Source organism: Salinicola halophilus (genome assembly GCF_003206155.1).
In the GTDB taxonomy this organism is placed as follows: domain Bacteria; phylum Pseudomonadota; class Gammaproteobacteria; order Pseudomonadales; family Halomonadaceae; genus Salinicola; species Salinicola halophilus.
Window position 1 is genome coordinate 883943 of the sequence record NZ_PZJV01000001.1, and the last position, 24467, is coordinate 908409.

General features: G+C 63.5%; 24 protein-coding genes and 6 tRNA genes. 15 read left to right on the plus strand and 15 right to left on the minus strand.

What is annotated here, in order from left to right; translation table 11 throughout:
* Positions 1–475: 475 nt before the first annotated feature.
* Complete coding sequence (locus DOM33_RS16445) at positions 476–685, plus strand: DUF4236 domain-containing protein (protein ID WP_110666009.1); 210 nt, start codon at positions 476–478, stop codon at positions 683–685.
* 232 nt (positions 686–917) lie between these two features.
* Here the strand turns inward: DOM33_RS16445 and DOM33_RS03975 are convergent, their stop codons facing one another.
* On the minus strand, positions 918–1826 hold the full coding sequence (locus tag DOM33_RS03975) for a LysR family transcriptional regulator (protein WP_110666011.1): 909 nt from the start codon (positions 1824–1826) through the stop codon (positions 918–920).
* A gap of 110 nt (positions 1827–1936) precedes the next feature.
* Here DOM33_RS03975 and DOM33_RS03980 point away from each other — a divergent pair, with 110 nt between their 5' ends.
* Together DOM33_RS03980 and DOM33_RS03985 are read left to right on the plus strand one after the other, a co-directional pair.
* Positions 1937–2920 carry an aldo/keto reductase gene (locus tag DOM33_RS03980; RefSeq protein WP_110666013.1) on the plus strand — a complete coding sequence of 328 codons (984 nt, stop codon included), beginning with the start codon at positions 1937–1939 and terminating at the stop codon, positions 2918–2920.
* Positions 2917–3303 (plus strand): carboxymuconolactone decarboxylase family protein, encoded by a 387-nt coding sequence (locus DOM33_RS03985; protein ID WP_110666016.1) that lies wholly within the window; start codon positions 2917–2919, stop codon positions 3301–3303. Before DOM33_RS03980 ends, DOM33_RS03985 begins: the two co-directional genes overlap by 4 nt.
* A gap of 377 nt (positions 3304–3680) precedes the next feature.
* On the opposite strand, the gene DOM33_RS03990 is transcribed toward DOM33_RS03985, so the two are convergent.
* The 10 genes from DOM33_RS03990 to DOM33_RS04035 form a co-directional block, all read right to left on the minus strand.
* Positions 3681–3768, minus strand: a tRNA-Ser gene (locus tag DOM33_RS03990).
* A gap of 108 nt (positions 3769–3876) precedes the next feature.
* Positions 3877–4440 carry a nitroreductase family protein gene (locus tag DOM33_RS03995; protein WP_110666018.1) on the minus strand — a complete coding sequence of 188 codons (564 nt, stop codon included), beginning with the start codon at positions 4438–4440 and terminating at the stop codon, positions 3877–3879.
* Positions 4441–4502: 62 nt separating this feature from the next.
* The gene (queF, locus tag DOM33_RS04000; RefSeq protein ID WP_110666020.1) at positions 4503–5342 is read right to left on the minus strand and encodes an NADPH-dependent 7-cyano-7-deazaguanine reductase QueF; all 840 of its coding nucleotides are present in this window, start codon (positions 5340–5342) and stop codon (positions 4503–4505) included.
* Positions 5339–6112, minus strand: coding sequence for an ABC transporter permease (locus DOM33_RS04005; protein ID WP_110666022.1), 774 nt, complete (start codon positions 6110–6112; stop codon positions 5339–5341). Before DOM33_RS04005 ends, queF begins: the two co-directional genes overlap by 4 nt.
* The gene (locus DOM33_RS04010) at positions 6109–7086 is read right to left on the minus strand and encodes an ABC transporter ATP-binding protein (RefSeq protein ID WP_110666024.1); all 978 of its coding nucleotides are present in this window, start codon (positions 7084–7086) and stop codon (positions 6109–6111) included. The genes DOM33_RS04005 and DOM33_RS04010 overlap by 4 nt, the downstream gene beginning before the upstream one ends.
* 162 nt (positions 7087–7248) lie before the next feature.
* Positions 7249–7324 (minus strand) — tRNA-Glu (locus DOM33_RS04015).
* Between the two features lie 70 nt (positions 7325–7394).
* Positions 7395–7469 (minus strand) — tRNA-Gly (locus DOM33_RS04020).
* A 48-nt stretch (positions 7470–7517) separates the two neighbouring features.
* Positions 7518–7593, minus strand: a tRNA-Glu gene (locus DOM33_RS04025).
* A 157-nt stretch (positions 7594–7750) separates the two neighbouring features.
* Positions 7751–7825, minus strand: a tRNA-Gly gene (locus tag DOM33_RS04030).
* 49 nt (positions 7826–7874) lie between these two features.
* A tRNA-Glu gene (locus DOM33_RS04035) sits at positions 7875–7950 on the minus strand.
* A 379-nt stretch (positions 7951–8329) separates the two neighbouring features.
* Here DOM33_RS04035 and msrB point away from each other — a divergent pair.
* The 10 genes from msrB (at position 8330) to DOM33_RS04085 (ending at position 17290) form a co-directional block, all read left to right on the plus strand.
* Positions 8330–8728 (plus strand): peptide-methionine (R)-S-oxide reductase MsrB, encoded by a 399-nt coding sequence (msrB, locus tag DOM33_RS04040; RefSeq protein WP_110666026.1) that lies wholly within the window; start codon positions 8330–8332, stop codon positions 8726–8728.
* Between the two features lie 160 nt (positions 8729–8888).
* On the plus strand, positions 8889–9869 hold the full coding sequence (gene ylqF / locus DOM33_RS04045) for a ribosome biogenesis GTPase YlqF (protein ID WP_110666028.1): 981 nt from the start codon (positions 8889–8891) through the stop codon (positions 9867–9869).
* 120 nt (positions 9870–9989) lie between these two features.
* Positions 9990–11216, plus strand: a complete 1227-nt coding sequence (locus tag DOM33_RS04050; RefSeq protein ID WP_110666030.1) for a pyridoxal phosphate-dependent aminotransferase — start codon at positions 9990–9992, stop codon at positions 11214–11216.
* A gap of 197 nt (positions 11217–11413) precedes the next feature.
* Positions 11414–12316, plus strand: coding sequence for a protease HtpX (htpX, locus tag DOM33_RS04055; protein WP_110666032.1), 903 nt, complete (start codon positions 11414–11416; stop codon positions 12314–12316).
* Between the two features lie 237 nt (positions 12317–12553).
* On the plus strand, positions 12554–13855 hold the full coding sequence (codB, locus tag DOM33_RS04060) for a cytosine permease (RefSeq protein WP_110666034.1): 1302 nt from the start codon (positions 12554–12556) through the stop codon (positions 13853–13855).
* Between the two features lie 156 nt (positions 13856–14011).
* Entirely contained in the window at positions 14012–14533 is a 522-nt protein-coding gene (locus DOM33_RS04065) for a DUF3455 domain-containing protein (protein WP_110666036.1), read from the plus strand.
* A 107-nt stretch (positions 14534–14640) separates the two neighbouring features.
* Positions 14641–15204: a sigma-70 family RNA polymerase sigma factor gene (locus DOM33_RS04070; protein WP_239495258.1), complete on the plus strand. Its 564-nt coding sequence runs from the start codon at positions 14641–14643 to the stop codon at positions 15202–15204.
* On the plus strand, positions 15201–15965 hold the full coding sequence (locus DOM33_RS04075) for an anti-sigma factor (protein WP_110666040.1): 765 nt from the start codon (positions 15201–15203) through the stop codon (positions 15963–15965). Before DOM33_RS04070 ends, DOM33_RS04075 begins: the two co-directional genes overlap by 4 nt.
* A gap of 131 nt (positions 15966–16096) precedes the next feature.
* Entirely contained in the window at positions 16097–16522 is a 426-nt protein-coding gene (locus DOM33_RS04080; RefSeq protein WP_110666042.1) for a MarR family winged helix-turn-helix transcriptional regulator, read from the plus strand.
* A 12-nt stretch (positions 16523–16534) separates the two neighbouring features.
* The gene (locus DOM33_RS04085; protein WP_110666044.1) at positions 16535–17290 is read left to right on the plus strand and encodes a siderophore-interacting protein; all 756 of its coding nucleotides are present in this window, start codon (positions 16535–16537) and stop codon (positions 17288–17290) included.
* A 68-nt stretch (positions 17291–17358) separates the two neighbouring features.
* On the opposite strand, the gene pdxB is transcribed toward DOM33_RS04085, so the two are convergent.
* A complete protein-coding gene (pdxB, locus tag DOM33_RS04090) occupies positions 17359–18504 on the minus strand; it encodes a 4-phosphoerythronate dehydrogenase PdxB (RefSeq protein ID WP_110666046.1) in 1146 nt (381 codons plus the stop codon).
* 241 nt (positions 18505–18745) lie between these two features.
* On the opposite strand from pdxB, the gene DOM33_RS04095 reads away from it, so the two are divergent.
* Positions 18746–19021: a hypothetical protein gene (locus DOM33_RS04095; RefSeq protein ID WP_110666048.1), complete on the plus strand. Its 276-nt coding sequence runs from the start codon at positions 18746–18748 to the stop codon at positions 19019–19021.
* 21 nt (positions 19022–19042) lie between these two features.
* Here the strand turns inward: DOM33_RS04095 and rlmKL are convergent, their stop codons facing one another.
* Positions 19043–21301: a bifunctional 23S rRNA (guanine(2069)-N(7))-methyltransferase RlmK/23S rRNA (guanine(2445)-N(2))-methyltransferase RlmL gene (gene rlmKL, locus DOM33_RS04100; RefSeq protein ID WP_110666050.1), complete on the minus strand. Its 2259-nt coding sequence runs from the start codon at positions 21299–21301 to the stop codon at positions 19043–19045.
* A 249-nt stretch (positions 21302–21550) separates the two neighbouring features.
* Between rlmKL and rmf the strand changes: the two genes are divergently transcribed.
* Entirely contained in the window at positions 21551–21760 is a 210-nt protein-coding gene (gene rmf, locus DOM33_RS04105; RefSeq protein WP_110666052.1) for a ribosome modulation factor, read from the plus strand.
* Between the two features lie 235 nt (positions 21761–21995).
* Here the strand turns inward: rmf and DOM33_RS04110 are convergent, their stop codons facing one another.
* Positions 21996–23036: a quinone-dependent dihydroorotate dehydrogenase gene (locus tag DOM33_RS04110; RefSeq protein WP_110666054.1), complete on the minus strand. Its 1041-nt coding sequence runs from the start codon at positions 23034–23036 to the stop codon at positions 21996–21998.
* A 169-nt stretch (positions 23037–23205) separates the two neighbouring features.
* Entirely contained in the window at positions 23206–24345 is a 1140-nt protein-coding gene (locus tag DOM33_RS04115) for a hypothetical protein (protein WP_110666056.1), read from the minus strand.
* Positions 24346–24467: the final 122 nt, after the last annotated feature.

The window sequence follows — 24467 nt, forward strand, 5'->3', positions numbered from 1 at the left end:
TGTAGGATATTGCCTACACGTGCGCCCCTCTACCCTACCCTCTCCTTTCCAATCGGCCGGTTGCGAATGAACGCCTCTCACCTCGAGCACATCGTCATCGCGATCGGTATTCAATGCCTACTCTGGCCGTTAGTGGGTCGTTGGGTCGCGGGCTCTCTGATCGTTGCGGTTTTTCTCGGGCGCGAAATTGCGCAACACGAGTACGCTGGCGGCGGCCCCAAGCAGGTCGACTATTTCTACGGCCTGTTTCACCACTGGTCCCCCGACTCGATACTCGATGTCGCCTCGCCAGCCTTGGCTTGCACGCTACTCGCGTTTCTGGCGCCCGGCGGCCCGGCCTGGCGAATTCTCGCTCCCCGCCTGTCGCATCGCCCGGGACAGCGACGGCGATAAGAAACCCAGGCTCAACCTGGGCTGACTGGAACCCGGTGGTACGTCTCGGGTCAACGGATCGATACTTCACGAGGAAAAGCAGATGGGACTTCACTTCCGACGTACGTGGCGCCTCGCCCCCGGCTTGAGACTTCGCATGGGGAAAGGCGGGCCCGCTCTATCGATCGGTCCACGTGGCGCCAATCTGGTGATGAGTCGCCGGGGCATACACAGCCATGCTGGCCCGCCGGGGACCGGAATTTATCACCGACAAGCGCTTTGGAAACGGAAACAGACCGGCAAGAAACGGTGACATACGAGCTCGAGAGGCAGAGCAAGCGCGCATGACGAGCGCCTTCCCGAAAGTCTGCCATCAGTGAGAGCGAGTGGTAGGTAAAAAACCCCGGCCCGAAGGCCGGGTAAGTACGCAGGGGTTGTCCCCGCGTCATTATCGATCTTCGGTCGCCTGGTCACGGGCTGAATTGCCTGGTCAATCTGTAGGAGTTGGGGCCGTCGACGCCTCGCATCCGGTCGCGAAAGCACCCTCACTCACCCCGCTCGAGACGTGTCGCGTTCCTCGTCACGAGTTCGAGGAGAAAGTCGGCAACGGCGCGAATCCGTGGGGCACTGACGAGATCGGCGTGAATGACCAAGTAGATGGGCTGATCGAGCGTCGGCGCATCCTCCCGACAGACCAATCCTGACTCGCGCGCCAGAAAATGCGGCAGCACTGCGAGCCCTAGCCCGGCCTTCGCCGCCGACACCTGCGCTGAGAGAGAGGTCGTCGTGAGGGCGAGCGAACCGCCTCCTTGGCGCTGCGATAGCCACCGTGACGCCGGCAGATGCGCATAGGATTCGTCCCAACCAATAAACCACTCCGCGCCTTCACGCGCAGCCTCAGCCGATACGCTTACGCCCGGCTGACGAGCTGTCTCTCGTTGTGCCATATACGCTGGGCTGGCGTACACCCCGTAACCCAACGTTCCCACGCGGCGAAGAGTCACGTTGCCGCGCTCGGGCCTGACCACCCGCAGGGCAAGATCCGCGTCACGACGGTGCAAGTTCGTGGTCGCGATATCCGTGACCAGCTCCAGCTCGAGAGACGGATAGCGCGTGCGTAATACGGGTAGCTCGGGTAGCAGTAATGCCGTGGCGAAGTTTTCCGCCGTCGCCAGCCTCACTCGTCCTTCGACCCGGGCGTGCCTGTCAGCCTCGTCGATCAGTGCGAGCGCGGCGCGTTCCAATACCTCGGCCTTCTCCACTAAATCGATACCCTCCCGGGTCAGGCGGTATCCCGTTTGGTGCCGCACGAAAAGCGTAAGCTTCAGCGATCTTTCGAGGCGTTCGATCCGGCGTGACAGCGTCGCGATACTTGTCTCGAGATCCCCCGCTGCGCCGCTCAGAGTGCCCCGTCTCGCCACTGCCAAGAAGTCACGCGTATCGTCCCAGTTCATCAGGCGGTTTTCCATTTTTGAAAATCGGGTTGCTATTTTCGTAGCTACTTACCGATTTCGAATCATGCCACCCTGGCTCCCGTTTCGCGCCCCACCACAGAGAGAAGACTATGGAACGACGAACGCTGGGACAGTCCCTCACGGTTTCCGCGCTAGGGCTTGGCTGCATGGGCATGAGCGAGTTCTACGGCGCCCGACATGACGCCGACTCGCTCCGGGTGATGTCTCGAGCCGTCGAGCGAGGCATCGATTTCTTCGATACCGCCGATATGTACGGTCCTCTTCACAACGAGACACTCATCGGTCGATTTCTCGCCGAGACGCGAGCCCCGATTCGCATCGCGTCGAAATTCGGCATCGTGCGTCAACCCGGCGAATATGCGCGCCACATCGACAATCGTCCGGAATACGCCAGAGAGGCTTGCGAGGCATCGCTAAGACGGCTCGGCGTGGAGCGGATCGATCTCTACTACGTTCATCGCCTCGATCGCGATCAGCCGATCGAGGAGACGATCGACGGGCTTGCGGCCCTGGTTCGCGCCGGCAAGATCGGCGGCATCGGTCTGTGTGAGGTTAGTGCAGCGACCCTGAGACGCGCGCACGCCGTTCACCCCATTACGGCAGTGCAGACCGAGTACTCACTCTGGAGCCGTGAGGTGGAACGAGAGGTTTTACCGACCTGTCGTGAGCTGGGGGTCGGGGTCGTGCCCTACTCGCCGCTCGGACGCGGTTTTCTTGCCGGACGCTTCACCGACGAGAGCGCTTTCGATGCCGACGATTTCCGTCCCAACCTACCCCGGTTCACGCCGAGCGCGTTGGCGGCCAACCGGCCCATCGCGGAAACGGTCGAAAGAATAGCGGCTGACAAAGAATGCAGCGCAGCTCAGCTTTCGCTGGCCTGGCTACTGGCGCAGGGGACTGACATCCTGCCGATTCCTGGCACCAAACGTCTCACCTATCTGGAGGAGAATGCCGCGTCGCTGGATATCCGCTTGAGCGATACCGAATGCCGTGCGCTCGAAGAGGCCGTCTCGGCCACGCGCGTCGAGGGGGCGCGGTATAGCGCTGAAGGCATGAAGGGGGTCGATGCATGAGTGACACTGAAACCTCCCGCCGCCGCCAGGCGCTGGCGCTGCTGGCTCGCCTGGAGGCGACGGCCCCTGAGAAAGTCGCCGCCAATCTCGATGACTTCGATGCCGAGGCGCTGGAGATTCTGCTCGGCTTCGGCTTTACCGACGTCGTCTCACGACAAGGGCTGGCCCTCCCGACACGCGAGCTGCTCACTGTCGCGATGCTCGCCGCCATGGGCACGGCTTCGGGTCAGCTCGAATTTCACGTTCGCGGCGCGCTGAACGTCGGTGTGTCGCGTGAAGAGATCGTCGAAACGCTGCTGCAGGTTGCCGTCTACGCGGGCGTCCCCGCGGCGATCAACGCCATCGCCGCCGCCAAGCGCGCATTCGCGGCCCATGCCACGTAACGCTAGCGCCACGAACCCCATCGATCGGGCTCGGCCGGGCAGCGTTACCCGCTTCCTCTGGTCTGGAACAGAACGCTGTCACTCCGAAGCCGGCGTCGTTCGCCGGCTCACGCCGCTTACCTGCCGCCATCCCGTTACGCCGGCCAGACCTTTCCTCCAGGCATGAAAAAACCGGCCACCGAGAGCCGGTTCTTTTCAATTCGTGGCGGAGGGGGAGGGATTATCGGCTCGCTTCGCGAGGCCGTTTGTCGGCGCTCGAACACCAAAACCGCGAGCGCCTCGGGTCGAACCGGAGGGTTCTCATCCACTCCCCTTAACTGATGCCTAATTCCAGGCATGAAAAAACCGGCCACTGAGAGCCGGTTCTTTTCAATTCGTGGCGGAGGGGGAGGGATTCGAACCCTCGAAGCCTTTCGACTTACACACTTTCCAGGCGTGCTCCTTCGACCACTCGGACACCCCTCCGCATTGTCATTCCGCTTTCGGCGTGTGTAACGCCTCCTTCAGAACGGCGCACATAATATCGAGCTAAACCCGTGATCGCAAGCCATTTTTTGACTCACCGGACTTTTCTTACCCGTTCCAGCGCTCGACGAACTTGTCGTAGGCCTCCTTGGGCGCGCCCCGGAGCTTCCCTGCGGGTTGCCCCAGATAAAGGTAGCCGAGCAATTCTTCGTTTTTGCCAAGACCCAGCGCTTTCCACACCCGACGGTCATGGGCATAGGTGCCCGTGCGCCACATGGCGCCCAGGCCTTGCGCATAGGCCGCATAAAGCATGGCATGAGCGGCGCAGCCGGCGGTGATGATCTGCTCGACTGGCGGCACTTTCTTGCTGTCGGGCGTGATGTCGGCAATCACGGCAATGATCATCGGGGCACGTTTAGCCTTCTTGCGCGCCGAGGCGAGATGCTTGTCGCTGATATCGGGCTCGGACTGGCGGTCGGACTCGGCGAAGATATCCCCCAGCCGGTCGAGCCCCGCCCCGCTGAACTCGATGAAGCGGTAAGGCTTCATCTCCTTGTGGTCTGGCGCGCGAAGTGCGGCACGATAGAGCGCGTCGAGCTGTACCGCCGACGGGGCGGGATCTGCCAGCTTACCCGCCGAACGGCGCTGATGAAGCAGTTCCAAGGCATCCATGTCTGACTCCTTAGCAAGTCACTGATCGAGAATCGATTTCGACTCACTTTAGGCGATCCGGCTCACTGGCGCAGCAGCCTCGCGGGTAACGTCGGCGCCCAACCGGGCGTGGCTCGCCACGGGTTGATGTCGAGACCACCGCGGCGTACGTAGCGCGCCATCACCATCAACCGCTCGGGACGGCATCGCGCCATCAGGTCCACGAACAGATGCTCGACGCAGTGCTCGTGAAAATCCTGATGCTGCCGGTAGGAGACGATATAGCGCAGTAGCGATGCCGGCTCGATGCGTGGGCCGCGGTACTGGATCACCACGCTACCCCAGTCCGGTTGACCGGTGACCGGACAGTTGGACTTGAGCAGATGCGAGTGCAGGGTCTGCTCGACGACTGTCTCCTCATCACAGACGAGCAGTTCCGGCGCCGGCGCGTAGCGGTCGATATCCACGTCCAGCTCATCGAGGCTCTCGCCCGGTAGCGGCGCCGGGGCGAGTTCGGGTGCATCCGGCGAGAAGAGTTCGACGGCGACATCCACGCCGGCGGTAGCGGTCAGATCGCGGTGCAGCGTATCGATCACGCTGTCTCGATCGTCGAAAGTCGTCTGGTTGAAGCCGTTGAGGTAGAGCTTCCAGGACTTGGACTCGATCAAGCGTGGCGAGTCCGCCGGTAGCCGAAACCGTGCCACGGCCACCACCGGCTTGCCGCGAGGGTCGAGCCAGGAGAGCTCGAAGGCCCACCACTCGTCGCCACCGACGAACGGCAGCGCCGTATCCTTGATCCCCAACGGCTCACGATTCGCCGCTCGATCAATGGGGAACAGCAGCGCCGGGTCGTAACGCTCGGGATAGGCCGAGGCCTGGCCCAGCGGTGCATCGGTCAGCGTCTCGGGACGATAGAGGCTCACGAGCGAATCCCCTTGCCGCGATTGAGCATCCACAGCGCCAGGCTCCAGAACACGACGATAAAGACGGCGATGGCGATCAGCGCCCCGGTCACGGGGATATCGGAGATACCGAGAATGCCGTAGCGAAAGGCATTCACCATATAGAGGATCGGATTGATCATGGCGATGTTCTGCCAGACGTCCGGCAGCAGATCGATCGAATAGAAGACGCCCCCCAGATAGGTCAGCGGCGTCAGCACAAAGATCGGAATGATCGAGATATCGTCGAACTTCTTCGCCAGTAGCGCATTGATGAATCCCGCGATGGAGAACAGCAGCGCCGTCATGATCACCACGCTTAAGGTGAGCAGCGGGTGGTGCAGACTGAAGTCGGTAAAGAAGAACGAGACCAGCGTGACGATCAGGCCCACGCCGAGCCCGCGCGCCGCGCCGCCAATGACGAAACCGCCCAGAATGACCCAGTTGGGCATCGGCGACACCATCATCTCCTCCACGCTGCGCTGGAACTTGTTGGAGAAGAACGACGAGGCGACGTTGGAGTAGCTGTTGGTGATCACCGACATCATGATCAGGCCCGGCACGATGTAGGACATGTAGGAGATGCCGTGCATCTCGCCCACCCGTGAGCCGATCAGATTGCCGAAGATGATGAAGTACATCGTCATGGTGATGGAGGGCGGCACTAGCGTCTGCGGCCAGATGCGCAAAAAGCGACGAATCTCCTTGACCACCATGGTCCAGAGAGAGATCAGCAGTTGTCGATTATTCAAGACGCCGTCTCCTTGGCCGACGTGGATGGCGCGCCGTCGATGTCGCTCGAGGCGTCAGGCTGAGAGGTCATCGAGACGAAGAGCTCTTCAAGGCGATTGGCGCGATTACGCATGGACAGCACCTTGATTCCCTGCGCGGAGAGCTGCTCGAAGGCGTCGTTGAGACTGGTCCCCTTGCGAACCGACAGTGAAAGCTGCTGGGCATCCACACGTTCGAGCTCGAAACCATCGAGCACTGGCAGCGTCTCGACCGGTGCCGCGAGATCCAGCAGGAAGGTTTCGGTATCGAGCTCGGTGAGCAGTTCGCGGATGGAGGTGTTCTTGACGATCTCACCTCGGTTGATGATCGCGATGTTGCGACACAGGCTCTCGGCCTCCTCGAGGTAATGGGTAGTGAGGATGATCGAGGTGCCCTCCTCTCGATTGATACGGCGCATGTACTCCCACATGCTGCGGCGCAGTTCGATATCCACGCCCGCCGTCGGCTCGTCGAGAATCAGTAGCTTGGGGCGATGGATGAGGGCACGGGCGATCATCAGTCGGCGCTTCATGCCACCGGAGAGCATCCGCGCGGCGCCGCTTCGCTTGTCCCAGAGGCCGAGATCCTTGAGCAGCCGATCGCTGCGCGGCTTCGCTTCTTTCATCGACATGCCGTAGTAGCCGGCCTGCGTCAGAATGATATCTTCGACCTTCTCGAACTGGCTGAAGTTGAACTCCTGCGGCACCACGCCGAGATGATACTTAGCCTTGGCGAAGTCCTTGTCGATATCGATCCCGAAGATCTTTACCTGCCCCGCCGTCTTCTGGACCAGCGAGCAGACGATGCCGAGCGTGGTGGACTTGCCGGCGCCGTTGGGACCGAGCAGCGCGAAGAAATCGCCCTGACCGACATCGAGATCGATGCCTTTCAGCGCTTCGAAACCATTACCGTAGACTTTGGTCAGCCCGCGGATGGACAGTGCAGGTTCTGCCATCAGGGTGTCCTTGTGGGTTCACGAGTTGGATTGCCCGCCAATATGGGGTCGATTCTTCGCGAATCAATATTGAGCAGACGAATTGCCACTATCGTTATAACGCTGGGTCACGTGCAGCGACGACGAATCGATCGATGAAACTAACGCGAGGCAGGAAAAAAGTGGCGTCCCATAGGGGGTTCGAACCCCTGTTACCGCCGTGAAAGGGCGGTGTCCTGGACCACTAGACGAATGGGACGCAAACACCGAAACGGCGGAGGCGTTTCGGGTTACTGCATACCGACACTGGCGCGTCGGCATTATGAAACTGGAGCGGGAAAGGAGATTCGAACTCCCGACCCTCGCCTTGGCAAGGCGATGCTCTACCACTGAGCTATTCCCGCTTGTCGGTCGAAGCAAGCTTCGACGAGATGACCCAATGATCATCGAAGTGGCGTCCCATAGGGGGTTCGAACCCCTGTTACCGCCGTGAAAGGGCGGTGTCCTGGACCACTAGACGAATGGGACGCAAATTGGAGCGAGAAAGGAGATCGATCGGACCGGCGTTCCGGTTCACGACCTTCGATCGCACTTCAAGTACTACAAAATGGAGCGGGAAAGGAGATTCGACCGGGCTGGCGATCCAGCTCACGACCCAATGCGACCTATCTACGCTACCCAAAACTGGAGCGGGAAAGGAGATTCGAACTCCCGACCCTCGCCTTGGCAAGGCGATGCTCTACCACTGAGCTATTCCCGCATCCGATCGCCGAAAGCCATGCATTCGAGCGAACCTTGAAAGAGTCGAGTGGCGTCCCATAGGGGGTTCGAACCCCTGTTACCGCCGTGAAAGGGCGGTGTCCTGGACCACTAGACGAATGGGACGTGATGTCTCGGCTCCGTCGAGGTGGCGCGTATATTACTCAGCGCCTTTTTGAGTGTCAAGCCATTGATTCAACCGATTTTCGCCCTGACGTTATCGAGCATCGATGCGGCCAATAGGGCAGCGCTTTACCCCTCTATCTAACGCCGGGAAACGATTGCCCTAACGCCGAGAAATGATTGCCGAAAAATACTCGGCAAGTAGAGGCAGCCCCCATCGGCAGAGCGACCGGTCGACTCGGTGGGGCGCCATCGCAATGCAGTCCGGTTGGTGGCGCATCGGTACTGGTCAGTCGACACCAAATAACCTGTAATGAAAGCAACGCGCTCGGCGAGCCATAAGCTCGTGGCGAGCAACACGACTCAGGTCAGGAGAACGACGATGAGCAAGATCGAGAAGACCGAAGCCGAGTGGCGAGAGCAGCTCACGCCGGAGCAGTATCACGTGACTCGCGAAAAAGGCACTGAGCGCCCCTTCACCGGCGACTATCAGGTCGAGCCGGTGCAGGGCATCTATCACTGCATCTGCTGCGGCGCGCCGCTGTTCGAGAACGAGCACAAGTTCGAGGCGCACTGCGGCTGGCCAAGCTTCGACCGACCACTGGCGGCCGCTTCTGTCGAAGAGCATGACGACACCACTCATGGCATGCGTCGCATCGAAGTGACCTGCCGCCGCTGCGACGCTCATCTGGGCCACGTCTTCCCCGACGGCCCGGCGGAGACCACTGGCCAGCGCTACTGCATCAACTCGGTGGCCATCACCTTTCACGCCGGCGAGTGATCGTCGCGTCTTGACCACCCGCACGACCTAGCATCACTGAAGGGCGACGACGTCGTCCCACCCGCTCCCGAGGGCGGCCGTTCTGGTAGAATGGCCGCCCTTTTTGGTGGGGCGAGAGACGCCCTGACGCCAGCTACCCAGGATGACGCAGGAGAACCCCATGCTCGGCTGGTACCCCGGACACATGAACAAGGCGCGGCGCGAGATTCGGGAAGCGCTGCCGGAAATCGACGTCGTGATCGAAGTGCTCGATGCTCGCCTGCCCTACTCCAGCGGCAACCCGATGCTCGCCGAGCTGACCGAACACAAGCCGGTCCTCAAGATCCTCTCGCGGGCGGATCTCGCCGACCCGGACGCCACGCAGGCGTGGATCGCGCATTTCGACGCCCAGCCCGACAGCCGCGCGATCGCGGTGACGACGACCCAGGGCCGCGAACTCAAGCCGATCCCGGCGCTGTGCCATGAGCTGGCGGGCCAGGTGCGCGCCGACCGTGACGTTCGCGTCATGGTGATGGGCATTCCCAACGTGGGAAAATCCACCCTCATCAACGGCCTGGCCAAGCGCAAGATCGCCAAGACCGGCAACGAGCCCGCCGTCACCAAGCGCCAGCAGAAGATTCGCATCGACGGTCGCGTCGCCCTCACCGACACCCCCGGCGTGCTGTGGCCGAAGATCGAAGACCAGGCGAGCGCCCATCGGTTGGCCGCCAGCGGCGCGATTCGCGATACCGCCATCGAGTACGTCGACGTCGCCATCGTTTGCGCCGCGGAACTCGCCAAGCGCTATCCGGATGCCCTTCGAGAGCGCTACAAGCTCGGTGAACTGCCGGCCTACGCCACCCCCACCGATGCCGACGCGGTAGACGCCGATGGGCCGCGGCTCGTCGATCTTCAGGCCAGCGCCGGCTTCGACGGCCACGCCATTCTTACCGAAATCGCGCGCAAGCGCGGCGGGCTCAAGGCCGGTGGCGTCGTCAACTTGCATCGCGGTGCCGAAGTGCTGCTTCACGAACTCCGCGACGGCAAGCTCGGCCGCGTGACGCTGGAGCTGCCGACGGACATTCCGCCTCCCCCGCCCGCCCTTCCCGACGACGAGCCGAGTGTCGAAGCACCCGCGAACGACGAGCCGGCCATCGACTGACGCCATCGCCCGCAAGCCGATTTTGTCCCCCGCGCCGCTGCGCTATGCTTTCCCCGGCGCGCTGCGCCCCGATCACGACTCACCCGGCAGCCCTACCTGCCGTGCGCACATGGAATCACGATGAACAGCCCCATTCGGAAATCGCAAAAGCTCGACAACGTCAGCTACGACATTCGCGGCCCCGTTCTCGAGCATGCCAAACGCCTCGAGGACGAAGGCCACCGCATCCTTAAACTGAACATCGGCAACCCGGCCACCTTCGGCTTCGAAGCACCCGAAGAGATCCTTCAGGACGTGATGCGCAATCTGCCGACCGCCCAGGGCTACTGTGACTCCAAGGGGCTCTATTCGGCGCGCAAGGCGATCATGCAAGAGTGTCAACGCAAAGGCATTCCGGGTGTCGGCGTCGAGGACATCTTCATCGGCAACGGCGTCTCCGAGCTCATCACCATCGCGATGCAGGCGCTGCTCGACGACGGCGACGAGGTGCTCATTCCCGCGCCGGACTATCCGCTCTGGACCGCCGCCGCGAATCTCTCCGGCGGCCGTCCGGTACACTATCTGTGTGACGAGGCCGCCGACTGGTCGCCGGACATCGCCGACATCCGCGACAAGATCACCTCGCGCACCCGCGCCATCGTGCTGATCAATCCCAACAATCCGACCGGCGCCGTCTACCCCCCTGCCGTGGTCAAGGAGATCCTTGCCATCGCTCGCCAGCACGGCCTGGTGGTGTTTTCCGACGAGATCTACGACAAGATCCTCTACGACGGTGTCGAGCACGTCTCGACCGGCGCGCTCGCCGCCGACGACCAGCTCGTGGTGACCATGAACGGCCTCTCCAAGAGCTACCGCTGCGCCGGATTCCGCTCCGGCTGGATGATCCTCTCGGGCGGGCTCGGCAAGCACAACGCCGAAGACTTCATTCAAGGGCTCAACATGCTCGCCTCGATGCGGCTTTGCGCCAACGTTCCCGCCCAGCACGCCATCCAGACGGCGCTCGGTGGCTATCAGTCAATCAACGATCTGATCCTGCCCGGCGGACGACTGCTGGCGCAGCGCGACGTGGTCCACGAGAAACTCAACGCCATTCCGGGCGTTTCCTGCGTCAAGCCCAAAGGGGCGCTCTACGCCTTTCCGCGACTCGACCCGGAGATGTACCCCATACACGACGACGCCCAGATGGTGCTCGACCTGCTACTGCAGGAGCGCATTCTTCTCGTCCAGGGAAGCGCCTTCAACTGGCCGGATACCGACCACGTGCGGATCGTCACGCTGCCGTGGGCGGATCAGCTCGGTGACGCCATCGACCGCTTCGCCCGCTTCCTCTCGCGCTATCGTCAGTGAGATGCCAGAGGGTCGCGGGTTGCCTCGTGCCCCAGCCCCCTTTGCGACGATGGCGAAACGTCGTGCGCTTGAAACCCTTACCGGAAAGACGTATCTAACGCTTTCATAAACGACTGATTCGTCGCAAAAACAATAAACAGGCTAACCAACGCGTCCGCACCATTGCGGAGGCCTACCATGACTGAGGGTAACGACCGATGATGCGCATCATCCTGTTTCTGGCAACCAACCTCGCGGTGGTGCTCGTTGCGAGCATCACGCTGCGACTGCTCGGCGTCGAGCCGTATCTGAACGCCAACGGGCTGAACATGAACGGCCTGCTGATCTTCTGCTTCGTTTTCGGCATGGCCGGCTCTTTGGTGTCGCTGTTCATCTCGAAATGGATGGCGAAGATGAGCACCAAGGCCCGCGTCATCGAACAACCCGGCAATTCGAACGAGCAGTGGCTCCTGGAGACGGTGCGCGAGCTCGCTCAGCAGGCCGGCATCAAGACGCCGGAAGTCGCGATCTTCCCGGCGCAGCAGTCCAACGCCTTCGCCACCGGCTGGAACAAGAACGATGCCTTGGTCGCGGTCTCCCAGGGACTACTCGAGCGCATGCGCCCGGAAGAGGTTCGAGCCGTCCTCGCCCACGAAATCGGCCACGTCGCCAATGGCGACATGGTCACGCTGGCGCTGATCCAGGGCGTGCTCAACACCTTCGTGATGTTCTTCGCCCGCATCGTCGCCCAGCTGGTGGACAGCTTCCTGCGCGGCCGCGACAGCGGTGGCGGCTTGGGCTTCATGGGCTACTTCGCGGTGGTCATCGTCGCCGAGATCGTTTTCGGACTGGTCGCGTCGATCATCGTCGCCTGGTTCTCCCGCTTTCGCGAATACCGCGCCGATGCGGCGGGGGCCAAGTTTGCCGGTGCCGGCGCAATGATCAACGCGCTTTCGCGACTCAAGGCGGAAACCGATCAGCCCGACCAGATGCCGGATTCGCTGACCGCCTTCGCCATTACCACCGGCCAGACGCGCAAGGTCATGGAAAAGCTCTTCGCGAGTCACCCGCCGCTCGACGAGCGAATCCGCGCGCTCAAGGAATCCGCCTACCGGGATTGATCCCGAGCGCGGCGAACGTTCCGGTTTGCCGGCGGCGACTCGACACCTACTTCACGCCCTGCCTTGGTGCAGGGCGTTTTCCATTCAGCCTTACTCACCCTCGAGCTGCACCTCGATAGTGCATCTGTCGCCGTCTCTGACGCGCTCACACCGACGCATCACGCCGATAACGCCGGTTAGACGTCCGACGGCACGCTCTTTGCAGTGAAACGGGATCCCCCGTCGAGATCACGAGCCATGACTGCAACCCATACCGACACCGACTATCCCCTCAGCGAAGTGCCAGAGAGTGCGCGCAAGCCGTTCGCCTCGCTCGTCATGGTGCTGCTCGGTTTCACTTTCTTCACCGCGACGATGTTCGCCGGCGGCCAACTGGGCGAGGCCTTCGCGCTGTCCGAACTGATCACGCTCATCGTCGTCGGCAACCTGCTGCTCGGTGCCTACGCGGCAGTCATTGCTTTCATGGCCGCGCGCTCGGGGCTGAGCACCGCCCTGATGGCACGGTTCGCGCTGGGTACACGCGGCAGTGCGCTGTCCGATCTGCTGCTGGGTATCACCCAGGTGGGCTGGTATGCGTGGGGTGTAGCGACGATCGCCAAAGTACTGGTATCGACACTGGGGCTGGCGCCGGGCTGGACGACCGCGCTGATGCTCCTGTTCGGCTTCGGGTTCTGCCTCACGGCCGTGATCGGTTATCGCGGCCTGGCCTGGCTTTCGAACCTGGCGGTGCCGGCAATGACGATCCTGATCGCGACGAGCATGGTCATCGCCTGGCGCGACGGCGGTGGCTGGCAAGGTCTCGCTGACATGACGCCGGACGGCGGTCTGGGCTGGACGGCAGGCATCACGCTGATTTTCGGAACCTTCGTCTCCGGTGCAACGCAGGCGAGCAACTGGAGTCGATTCGCCCGAACGCCGCGCCAGGCCGTCGTCGCAACGCTGCTGGCGTTTTTCATCGGCAACGGGTTGATGATACTGATCGGCGCCGTGGGCGCTTTCGTCTACGGCGCGCCCGACGTCGTCGAAGTGCTGACGCTCCAAGGGCTCACCGTCGTCGGGCTCATCATGCTGTTTCTCAATCTCTGGACGACGCAGGACAACACCATCTACAACTTCGCCGCCGCCGGCTGCAACCTGCTGCGCACCCGGCGTCGCGGGCGCGTCACGATCGCCGGTGCAGCCGTCGGTACGCTGCTGGCGCTGGCCGGAATGGACACGCTGTTGGTGCCGTTCCTGATTGCGCTGGGCACCTGCATTCCGCCGCTCGGTGGTGTCATCATCGCCGACTTTCTCTTCGCCCGACGCGCTCGCTATCCAAGGCTTGCGGACATCGCCCTGCCGGCCTTCGCGCTACCTGGGCTGGTGACCTACGCGCTGGCCACCGTTGGCGCCTGGCTCTCGCCCTGGCTGCCGCCGCTGGTGGGAATCGCACTGGCACTGGCGCTCTACCCGCTCTGCGCCCGATTGCTGACTGCCTCGAGCGCTCGCCACGGCCATCTCGCCCCTGCGGCAGGCGCGGCTCGCGATATCCCGCAGTGACGACGGAATCGCGGGGCCGCAGAAAGGGTCGTCGAAATCCGTCTCGAAAAAAAGTTCACGCGGCTGCATCCGCTGGCGGGCGTCGGCGGTAATCCAATGGCAAGGCGATGCGTCTTGCCCCTTATGCAGTCAACGACTTCAGCCAGGAGAGAACCCATGACAACCCGGAAACTCGCAAGCGCAACGATCACCGCCGCCCTGTTCAGCGGACTCAGTGTCGCCGCGCTGGCCGATATGACACCCGAGGAAGTCCAGGTCCCGGAAGGCAACGAGATCGCCATGGAGACGGTCGGCGTCGGTGAGATCACCTACGCCTGCGAAATGAAAGACGGCGACTACGCCTGGGTCTTCAAGGGCCCGGACGCCAAGCTCAACGACGCTGACGGCAACCAGGTCGGCAGCTACTACGGTCCCCCGGCGACCTGGGAAGCCAGCGACGGCTCCAAGATCACCGGCACCGAGATCGGCAAGGCACCGGGCGGTGACGGCAACATCCCGCTGCAGCTCGTCGAGGCCAACCCGGCCGACGGTGAGGGGCACATGACCGACGTCACCTACGTCCAGCGCCTCAACACCCAGGGCGGCGTGGCGCCCGACATGGCGTGCAGTGCCGATAACGAAGGCGACACCGAGATCGTCGAATATCAGGCGGATTACAACTTCTTCAAAGCGAGCTGATCGCCGAGAGGAAGATCGCAGGGATGCGGGCTCGCCACGGCGGGCCCGCTTTTCGTAGACTGATCCTCGAGGACCCCGCCTGCGGGTTCGACGCAAGGGATGCTCGAGTGACTCACAACAATCCGAACGAAGAGCACGGCCGCCTGCTCGAAGCCTGCGCCGCAGGGGATCACGGCGCACTGCAGACGCTCTATCGACTGGAAGGCGCGCGTCTGCTCGGCGTTGTCCAGCGTATCGTCCAGGACCGTGCCCTCGCCGAAGACATCATTCACGACGCTTTCGTCAACATCTGGACCAAGGCGCACACCTTCGACGCCGAACGAGGCTCCGGCAAGACCTGGATCTTCAGCGTTGCGCGTCATCTGGCACTGAATCACGTGCGCCGACAGTATCGAGAGGTCACCGTGGATGACACGACCGCAGAGCAGCTCGACGCCGAGCGCTCGCTCACCGCCAGTGCCGAGATCGAAGACACCTTCGACTGGCAGGGGCGCGGCGATCTCGATCGCTGTCTGAAGGCTCTCGAGCCCGAGCGTCGCAACTGCCTGTTCCACGCCTACGTCGACGGGTACAGCCATTCGGAGATCGCCGAACGGCTCGACCGTCCGCTGGGAACCGTCAAAGCCTGGATTAAACGCAGCCTACAGTCACTGCGCGAGTGCCTCTCATGACCGATGACGCGCCAAACTCCTCGATGAGTGCCGAGACGTTGGACGAGCTGGCCGGCGAATACGTGCTGGGCACGCTCGACGCCACTGCGCGTCGAGACGTCGAGCGGCGCCTGCCACAGGAACCCGCACTGCGGGAAGCCGTCGTCCGCTGGGAGTCGCGACTCGCCCCCTACGCCAGCATGGTCGAGCCGCTGACGCCGCCGCCTGCGCTATGGTCACGCATCGAGCGCAGCGTCGCCGAGCGACCTGCCGATGCCGAGACCACCGCCGCCAGCCATACCGCCAAGATGAGCGACTCGCCGCGCGGATCGAGCTGGGGAGCGCTGTGGCAGAGCCTGACACTATGGCGCGGTGTGAGCCTGGCGAGCATCGTTACCGCCATCGGCCTGGCCCTGCTGCTGGCCCTCAATCCCGCAGAGCGCGGCCCGCGTTATATGGTCGTGCTATCGACACCGCAACACACTCAGGCCGGCTGGATGGTCCAAGCCGGATCGCAGCGCGACATCGAACTGATTCCGCTCGACGATTTTCAGGTGCCCGCGGGCAAGACGCTGGAGTTCTGGACCAAGGCCGACGACTGGAGCGGCCCGGTATCCCTTGGCCTGGTCGAAGCCAACCGGACGCGCCGTCTGACGCTCGACGATCTCCCACCGCTCGAAGAGAACCAGCTCTTCGAACTCACCCTGGAAAACGCCGGTGGATCGCCGCTGGATCGCCCGACCGGCCCGATTCAGTTCATCGGCCGCGCCGTCTCGCTGTAGATGTAGCGGTAGCCGACGCCGTCGTGGGGCGTGCGGGTGCTCTCAAATGAGCGCCCCATATGAGAATGGTTGACATTACCGTTCGCCGAAGCGTTTAATTGGTTGATATTATCAACTTGATACGCCAAGCCATGACGACGGATGTTCCTGCGGGTGAGACCCTTCATCACCTCCTGCACGCTTACCGGCGCGCGCTCAGACGCGCCTACGACGACGCCGGACTGTCGCTGACGGTGGCTCAGATTCGGGCGTTGAAGTCGATCCGCGCCCTTGCACCGACCACGGCGCAGGGTATCGCGGCCTACCTGCAGCGCGACAAGGCACAGATCACCCGGCTGCTACGCGAGCTGATCGATACCGGCAGCGTCGTCAAACGTCCCGATCCGGCGGACGGCCGCCGCCAGATACTGGCGCTCTCCGTCGAGGGCCAGGCGCTGCTGACTCGCGTCGACAAGAGCGAACGCCACGTTCATGGACGACTCGCCGCCGAGCTGGACCGCGACGACCTGAACGCCTTCACCCGCCTGAGCCAGCGCATGATCCATAACCTCGACTGACACGGAGCCCCCATGGCCAAGACACCTCCCCGCCCCTTCACGGTACTCGCGCGTCAGCAAGTCACACCGCACATGCTGCGCCTCACGCTCGGCGGCGACGGCATGACGGATTTCCCCGCCGATCAGCCGAGCGCCCACATCAAGCTCGTGTTTCCGACCGACGGTGAGGGCCGCGACCGCATGCGCACCTACACCGTTCGCGCGCAGCGCGGCGATGAGATCGACGTCGACTTCGTGCTTCACGAGGACGGCGGCCCCGCCTCGAGCTGGGCAGCCGGCGCCCAGCCCGGCGACGACATCCTCATCGCCGGGCCGGGGCCGGTGAAACGCCTGCCGGAAGACGCCGAATGGAACCTGCTGGTCGGCGACATGACCTCGCTACCCGCGATCGGTGCCAACCTGGAGCGCCTGCCCCCGTACGCCCGAGGACACGTCATCGTCGAAGTATCGGACGAGGCGGACGAGCAGACGTTCGACCTGCCCGCCGGCATGACGATCGAGTATCTGATCAATCCGCACCCGGGCAGCGACAGCGATCTACTGGTGAACGCGGTCAAGGCACTGGCGTGGCCCGCCGGCCGACTCGGCATCTGGGTGGCCTGCGAGTTTTCTGGCATGCGCAAGCTGCGCCGACATCTGATCGACGAGCGCGGCGTGGATAGGCGCGCCATCTACCTCTCGAGCTACTGGAAGCGCGGCAGCAACGAGGACGGCCATCGTGTGGTCAAACAGGAGGATGCCGCGATCGAAACCGCAACCGCCGGTTAGGCGGCATGCGGCTCGGTCGCGTCTCGAGGAGGGGCAACGGTGGGGCGGAGGCGCTTACAGCGCGCGGATCACTTCAGTTTGACGCTGAATCCGACGCCTTCGAGAGCATCGCGAAGCTCACCCTTGTTCTTCTTGAGCTCGACCCGCAGCGTCTGGAACTCCCGACGCGGCGGATATTCACGACGGTAGCTATCGAAGCCTGCCGCCATGCCCAGGCGGCGGCGGTAGCGATCGAAGGCAAGCACGTCGCGGCGGACGTCGTAACAGGCTCGCGCGCAGAGCGACAGCGCATCCAGCGGCGGCGTCCAGCCGTGCAGGACGATCTTGCTCAGCCACGGATCCGGTCTCAGCTGCCCCAGCTTGCGCCGCGCCGGGAGACCGAAGTGGCGCATCGCCGCCTGATAGATCATCTCGGTACCCCGCATCTTGCCGTCCACGCTGTAGCCGGCGATGTGCGGCGTGGCGATGTCCACCAGCGAGTAGAGCGCTTCGTCGATGGCGGGTTCGTGCTCCCAGACGTCGATGACGGTGCGCAGATCCTGCGCCCGGGACAGACGCTCGCGCAGGGCGTCGCCGTCGAGGCAGTCGCCGCGACCGGCACTGATCAGCACCGTACCGGGTTTGAGCGCCTCGATGCGACGACGATCCAGCAGGTGGCGGGTCGCGTGCTCGCCCGCTTCGACGAGCGGCGTGTGCAGCGAGAGGATGTCGGCGCGCTCGATCAGCGTATCGAGATCGAGGAAATCGTCTCGCCCTTCCGCGGCGGCGCGGGGCGGGTCGCAGATCAGACAGTCCACGTCGAGATCGTCCAGCCGCGAGGCCAGCCTTGCACCGACTTCGCCGGCGCCGACCACCCCTACCGTCTTGCCGGAGAGCGACACCCCCTCCTCTTCGGCAAGCAGCAGCAGGCTCGAGAGGACGTAGTCCACCACCGAATCAGCGTTGCTGCCGGGGGCACTCGCGAAGCCGATGCCGCGGTCGGCGAGCGCCTGCTGGTCAATGTGATCGGTACCGATGGTGCAGGTGCCGACGAACTTGATCGATGACCCCTCGACCATCTCGGCCGTTACCGGGGTCACCGAACGCACGATCAGCACATCGGCATCGCGCACGCTTTCTGGCGTCATCTCGCGGCCGGACTGCCGCGACACCTCGCCGAGTTCGCCGAAGAACTCTTCCGCCAGCGGCACGTTTTCATCCACCAGGATGCGCATGGGACCTCTCTTCCTCGACGGTTCTTTCTGGACGGTTCTTGCACGACGGCTTTTTTGTCGACTGTCTTTTACCGGCAATCAACTGGCCGTTTCCGACGCTGACCACGCGCGTCGATTTATTCATCGCGTGCTTTACAATGTCGCTTCGACAAGCGCATCGGGCAAGCCGATTCGGCGCAGCCATCTTAGGCCGGCCACCCGGCGTGAACAAGCCGTGGGGCCCAGCACGACAGGAGTTCGCGTGATCGTTCGTTGGGAAAGTGAGCACGACTACGTGCTCGTTCATCTGCATCAGGACATGTTCGGCGACTGGATCTTCAGCCGCGCCTGGGGCCAGATCGGCACGCAGTACGGCGGCCTCAAGCACGCCGTCGCCGACAGTTACGAACAGGCGCAACTCTGGCTCGAGAGCCTTGCCCATATCCAGCTCGCGCGTGGATTGCGCAAGGTGCTCGAAGCCGAGGACGAAAGCCCCGAAGGGCGCCGCGCGATGGCGCAGCTGTCGCTGCTCGACTGAGTCGGCGACGCCCTTCTCGGGTCAGTCGCGATGGCGAATGCGAAAGCAGTGGTGAAGATTGGTGCGCCGCGTGAAATCGGGATCGAACGTCTGCTGGGTGATCTCCTCTACCACGAACGTCGCCGACAGTGACGGGTCGAGGCGAAAACGCTGCTGGTTGTTGGAGAAGATCAGCTCGCCGCCCGGCGCCAGACGCGCCATGGCGAGCTCGATCAGTCGTGCGTGATCGCGCTGGACGTCGAGCGTACCGGCCATCTTCTTCGAGTTGGAAAACGTCGGCGGATCGAGAAAGATCAGATCGAAGGTCGCGCTGGCCGTCTCGAGCCAGCGAAAACAGTCGTCACGCACCACCCGGTGTCGGCTCGGCTCCAGCTGATTGAGCGTGAAGTTGTCTCGCGCCCATTCCAGATAGGTATTGGAGAGATCCACACTGACGCTCTCGCTCGCGCCACCGAGTGCGGCGTGAACCGTCGCCGTTCCGGTGTAGCAGAACAGGTTGAGAAAGCGCCTGCCGCGCGCCTTCTCGCCGAGCAGCCGACGCACCGGGCGGTGATCCAGAAAGAGCCCGGTATCGAGATAGTCGACCAGGTTGACCCATAGCGATGCTGCTCCCTCCTTCACCACGAAGCGCTGATGGCTATCGCCCTGCTTTTCGTACTGCGCCTTGCCGCTCTGACGCTCGCGCTGCTTGTAGTGAATCTGCTCGGGGCGTACGCCCAGCGCCACCGGGATCGCACTCAGCGCATCGTGCAGCCGGCGTTGTGCCCGGCTGGCGTCGACGGACTTGGGTGGCGCGTACTCCTGAACGTGGATCTGGTGACCGTAGACGTCGATGGCCAGGGCGTACTCCGGCATGTCGGCATCGTACAGCCGATAGCAGCTCTCCCCAGAGCGCTTGAGCCACTTGGCGAGCCGCTTGCGGTTCTTCTGCAACCGGTTGGCGAACATTCGCGCGCCTTCACTGAGGGCGTCATCAGACTCGGCGGCCGAGGTGGCGCGGGAAGAGGCCCCGTCGCCCGCCGTGGACGCTGTTTCCGGCGCCGCCTTTGTTAGCCCATCATTTTCCGATAGCGTTGCGGCCTCGACTGCCGGCGCGGCCGAACGGACGGCAACGTCGGCGAGCAACAGCTTGCAGTCCAGCGGCCCATTCTTGAAGGCGTACTGCCGGTGGGCGCGCAGACCGAGCCGGTGCCCGAGATCCGGGTTACCGGTGAACATCGCCAGTGTCCAGCCGCCGAACCCGTGCTTCAATCGCTCGCCGAGCTTGCCGTAGAGCGCAACGAGCTCCGGCAGTTCGCCCAGGCGCTCACCGTAGGGGGGGTTGGTGACGACCAAGCCGGTATCGGCCGCCGCCGCCGGACGCTCGAGGGCGTGGACCGCGCCCCCCTCGAAGTTGATGACCGCCGGTATGCCGGCGCGCATGGCATTGCTCTTGGCCGCCGCGATCGCCTGCGGGCTCTGGTCGAATCCGAAGAGGCGCGACTGAACTCGCCGCCGACCGAGCGAGGCGCGCGCCCGCGCTTCCTGCATGAGTTCTCGCCAGCACTCGGCATCGAAGTCCGTCAGGCGTTCGAAATCGAACTGCTCACGAGCGAGCTGCGGCGCCGTGTCGGTAGCCATCATCGCCGCCTCGATCACCAGCGTCCCCGCGCCGCACATCGGGTCCACCAGCGAGTCGCCGCGCCGGGCACGCGCGGGCCAGCCGGCACGCACCAGGATCGCCGCCGCCAGGTTTTCCTTGAGCGGCGCATGGCCCGCATCGCGACGATAGCCGCGCTGGTGCAGGCTCGCTCCGACCAGGTCGATCCCCACCAGCAGCTGTCCGCGGTGCAGATGCGCATAGAGGCGAACGTCGGCGTCCTTGGGCGCCACCGAGGGCCGCTTGCGCCCTGACAGCTGCATCGCCTCGACCACACCGTCCTTGACCACCTGCGCGCCGAACCGGGTATGGCGGATGGCAGCGGACTGCCCGTGAAAATCGACGGCAATGGTCTGACCGTCGCGCAACAGGCCCGGCCAGTCGAGCCCTCGGACGGCCTCGACGATCGCCGGTGGCTCGTCGCAGCCGGCGCTGCGGCCAAGCGTCATCACGACCCGGTTGGCCAGACGCGACCAGAGGCAGATGCGATACGCCGTCGCCCGGTCCGCCGTGACGTGAACGCCGGCGACGGTAGTTTTTTGTATCTGAGCCCCGAGTTCGGCGACCTCGTCCGCCAGCAGCGCTTCGACGCTCCAGGGGCAGGTGATATAGAGACTCAACAGCGAGTTATCGTCTTTCATGGTGGCGTCTTAAAACCGTCGTCGGACGGTCATATTCCTGTGATGACAAATTGGGGCCGGCTTTATGCCAAAACGCTTATCGACACTGGTTATCATTTCGGCTAAAGCTAACACTCGTAGCTACGGTAAAACGCATGTGTAACGCTTGTCCGGACGTTCCGCGGACGGTCCAATCCTGGAGGCTCTCGGGCACCCAATGGACCGTGCTGTCCCAACGCAGATGTAGTGGTTTTGACAAGAGGCCATACGATGAAACGACAGAAACGTGATCGCACTCAGCGGGCATATCTGCACGGCTATAAAGCGGGGGTGGCCGGTCGCTCACGCGACGAATGCCCTAGCCAAGAGGTCAATCTGCGCGAAAACTGGATGAGCGGCTGGCGCGAAGGCCGCGGCGATCAGTGGGCGGGCATGACGGGCATTTCGGGCATTCACAAAAATCCAGCGGTCATGACCTGACCTCGTTCTCGGAACTTCACACACTGTCTTCGAATTCGACACCGGCAACGACCCGAACAGTGGCCCTGCTGCCACGTCGGGCCGAGGCCCAATCAAGGCCCGCCCTCACGGCGGGCTTTTTCGTGTCTGACGGCACGTCTGCCAAACCGCGATAACCTATCCCTGCCCTCGACCGCGGGCCTCTCTGACTCCCGAGACCGCGCAACAACCACTACGTTTGCCAATTCCTCAGCGATCAGAGCGCGGCGCTATCGAATTCGTCGGTCCGGCGAGTCGCTTCGATGCATTCGCCGATCAGCTCCGGCCCGCGGTAAATGAACCCCGTGTAGAGCTGGACCAGGTCGGCGCCGGCCTGACATTTCTCGCTGGCGCGAACGCCGCTGTCGATCCCCCCTGCACCGATGATCGGCATATCGGGCAGGCGTCGCCGCAGTTCTCGAACCACCGCGGTGGAGGTCGCGAACAGCGGCGCGCCCGACAGTCCACCGGCCTCGTGCGCGTGGGGCGTGCCCACTACGTTTTCCCGCGCAACGGTGGTGTTGGTGGCGATGACGCCGTCGATGGCGTTGGCCTTCAATGCGGTGGCGACCAGGCCGATCTCGTCGCGCGTCATGTCCGGGGCGATCTTCACCGCCAGCGGGACGCGTCGGCCGTTGACCGCGTCGAGCCGGGTCGCCTCCTGCTTGAGCGCACCCAGCAGCGAATCCAGATGCTCGCCGAACTGCAGGCTCCGAAGCCCCGGCGTGTTGGGCGAGGAGACATTGACACTGATGTAGTGCGCCGCCGCATGCGCCCGCTGCAGACAGGTGACGTAATCGTCGACCGCGCGCTCGACCGGCGTCGAGAGATTCTTGCCGATGTTGATACCGATGACGCCGGCATAGCGGCTCCGACGCACGTTGGCGACCAGATGATCGACGCCTGCGTTATTGAACCCCATCCGATTGATGATGGCCTGGGGGCCGGTGAGCCGGAAAAGCCGCGGCCGCGGATTGCCCTGCTGCGCCTTGGGCGTCACCGTACCGACCTCGACGAAGCCGAAACCGAGCGCGCCCAGCGCGTCGAGATGATCGGCGTTCTTGTCGAGCCCTGCCGCCAGCCCCACGCGATTGGCGAACGACAGCCCCATGACGTCAACCGGCGTGGCGTCGTCGGAACGACTGCCAAGCCGCCCGGCGACATGCAGCCGGTGCGCGGTATCGAGGCCGGTGAGCGTCAGGCGATGGGCGGTCTCGGGGTCGAGACGAAACAGCAGCGAGCGAACGACGGGGTACATGGGAATTCTCGTCGGCGGCGGTTGAAATGGCGAAAGGGTCGAGATTCGGCGGCGTGCGAGTATACCTCAACGCCTCTTCCGGGCACGAATCGCCACGTCCGACCGTAGACGAAAGACCCGGCGCCAATGGCGCCGGGTCGCTAGCATCCGTCGAAGAGAACTCAGCGCACTACTGTGTATCCAGCTGCTGCACACGCAGCGTGTAGTTGTTGGCGCCGTTCATGGCCGAACCGAACCGCTGACCGTTCACCCAGACCTGATACTGGCCCGACGGGAGCACGGTTTCGATATCGAAATCGCCATCGGCCATGGAACCCTCATCGCTGGCAACGACCTGACCGTTCTCGTCGAGTATCCGCACCTCGAGCCGGTAAGTCCCTTCGTTGCCCGGGAAGGTCGAGCTTGCCACCGAAACCGTCCCCGCCGTAGCGACGTTGAAGCTCAGCACGACGCCCTGCTCCCGAATCAGGATATCGGCGACGATCTCGTCGAAACCGTCGGGCATCGCCGGCGCTTCACGAGGGCCAGGGTTGGGTGTGGAAGCCGATTCGACGGCCTTCTCCGCCAGCGGCTCGTCGATGGCGGCCGCATCCGTATCCGGCGTCGCCGGCGGTGTTGCCGCGACACCGGTGTTGGAAGGCGCGTGCGTGGCGTCGCCATCTCCCGCGTCCCGCTCACCGTTACCGCCGGCCTGGGCATCCTCGCCGCGTCGGCTGGGGGCGCTGAGCGTCGCGACCTGATCGCTCTCGTCAACGAAAGCGGTCGTCCGCCCGGAAGGTGCGGCGCCGCCGAACATGATACCGCCGCCGTCGTCGATACCGCTCTGGCCGTTATCCAGCACGCGGCCCTGGGCATCGAGTTCGGCGACGCTGATGTTGTAGCTGTTGCCACCGGTCTTGGTGGTCCCGAATTTCTGACCCGACACTTGAATGGTGTAGGTGCCCGGCTCCAGCGCCTCTTCCATGACCAGACCGCCGGAGTAACCCATGCCGCTGTCCTTGGCTACGACATTGCCGTCGGCATCGACGAGCGTGGCAAGGATCTTGTAGTCCTCCGACTCACCCGGCAGGGTCGAGCTCGCGAAACGATAGCGGCCCGCCTCTTCCACGGTGAAGGGATGTTGATACATACCGCCGAAGAAGAAGCTCTGGCTACGAGCGTCGCTGCTCGACTTGAAGAACTTGGTAAGGTCGACCTGGCTGGCCGCTTCCTGAGCGTCCTTGAGCGCTTCGCTCTGGGCGAGCGTCTGCGAGCTGACGCCGGCAAGGCTCAAGCCCACGACGAGAGTAGTGAATACGCGATGCTTCATGGGGCCTCTCTGCATTGGCGACGGTCACGTCGCTTCCCGCGTAACGAGGACGCCTGCCGATACCCGACGGGGTAACGGCACGCGTCGATCAAAAGGGAGCGCGACCGCGTCGACGCGCTCGG

Excerpts from the sequence above, each read along its gene's own strand:
- DOM33_RS16445 (WP_110666009.1), top strand. The coding sequence starts at position 476 with ATGGGACTTCACTTCCGACGTACGTGGCGCCTCGCCCCCGGCTTGAGA.
- DOM33_RS03975 (WP_110666011.1), bottom strand. The coding sequence starts at position 1,826 with ATGAACTGGGACGATACGCGTGACTTCTTGGCAGTGGCGAGACGGGGC.
- DOM33_RS03980 (WP_110666013.1), top strand. The coding sequence starts at position 1,937 with ATGGAACGACGAACGCTGGGACAGTCCCTCACGGTTTCCGCGCTAGGG.
- DOM33_RS03985 (WP_110666016.1), top strand. The coding sequence starts at position 2,917 with ATGAGTGACACTGAAACCTCCCGCCGCCGCCAGGCGCTGGCGCTGCTG.
- DOM33_RS03995 (WP_110666018.1), bottom strand. The coding sequence starts at position 4,440 with ATGGATGCCTTGGAACTGCTTCATCAGCGCCGTTCGGCGGGTAAGCTG.
- DOM33_RS04010 (WP_110666024.1), bottom strand. The coding sequence starts at position 7,086 with ATGGCAGAACCTGCACTGTCCATCCGCGGGCTGACCAAAGTCTACGGT.
- msrB (WP_110666026.1), top strand. The coding sequence starts at position 8,330 with ATGAGCAAGATCGAGAAGACCGAAGCCGAGTGGCGAGAGCAGCTCACG.
- ylqF (WP_110666028.1), top strand. The coding sequence starts at position 8,889 with ATGCTCGGCTGGTACCCCGGACACATGAACAAGGCGCGGCGCGAGATT.
- DOM33_RS04050 (WP_110666030.1), top strand. The coding sequence starts at position 9,990 with ATGAACAGCCCCATTCGGAAATCGCAAAAGCTCGACAACGTCAGCTAC.
- htpX (WP_110666032.1), top strand. The coding sequence starts at position 11,414 with ATGATGCGCATCATCCTGTTTCTGGCAACCAACCTCGCGGTGGTGCTC.
- codB (WP_110666034.1), top strand. The coding sequence starts at position 12,554 with ATGACTGCAACCCATACCGACACCGACTATCCCCTCAGCGAAGTGCCA.
- DOM33_RS04065 (WP_110666036.1), top strand. The coding sequence starts at position 14,012 with ATGACAACCCGGAAACTCGCAAGCGCAACGATCACCGCCGCCCTGTTC.
- DOM33_RS04075 (WP_110666040.1), top strand. The coding sequence starts at position 15,201 with ATGACCGATGACGCGCCAAACTCCTCGATGAGTGCCGAGACGTTGGAC.
- DOM33_RS04080 (WP_110666042.1), top strand. The coding sequence starts at position 16,097 with ATGACGACGGATGTTCCTGCGGGTGAGACCCTTCATCACCTCCTGCAC.
- DOM33_RS04085 (WP_110666044.1), top strand. The coding sequence starts at position 16,535 with ATGGCCAAGACACCTCCCCGCCCCTTCACGGTACTCGCGCGTCAGCAA.
- pdxB (WP_110666046.1), bottom strand. The coding sequence starts at position 18,504 with ATGCGCATCCTGGTGGATGAAAACGTGCCGCTGGCGGAAGAGTTCTTC.
- rlmKL (WP_110666050.1), bottom strand. The coding sequence starts at position 21,301 with ATGAAAGACGATAACTCGCTGTTGAGTCTCTATATCACCTGCCCCTGG.
- rmf (WP_110666052.1), top strand. The coding sequence starts at position 21,551 with ATGAAACGACAGAAACGTGATCGCACTCAGCGGGCATATCTGCACGGC.
- DOM33_RS04110 (WP_110666054.1), bottom strand. The coding sequence starts at position 23,036 with ATGTACCCCGTCGTTCGCTCGCTGCTGTTTCGTCTCGACCCCGAGACC.
- DOM33_RS04115 (WP_110666056.1), bottom strand. The coding sequence starts at position 24,345 with ATGAAGCATCGCGTATTCACTACTCTCGTCGTGGGCTTGAGCCTTGCC.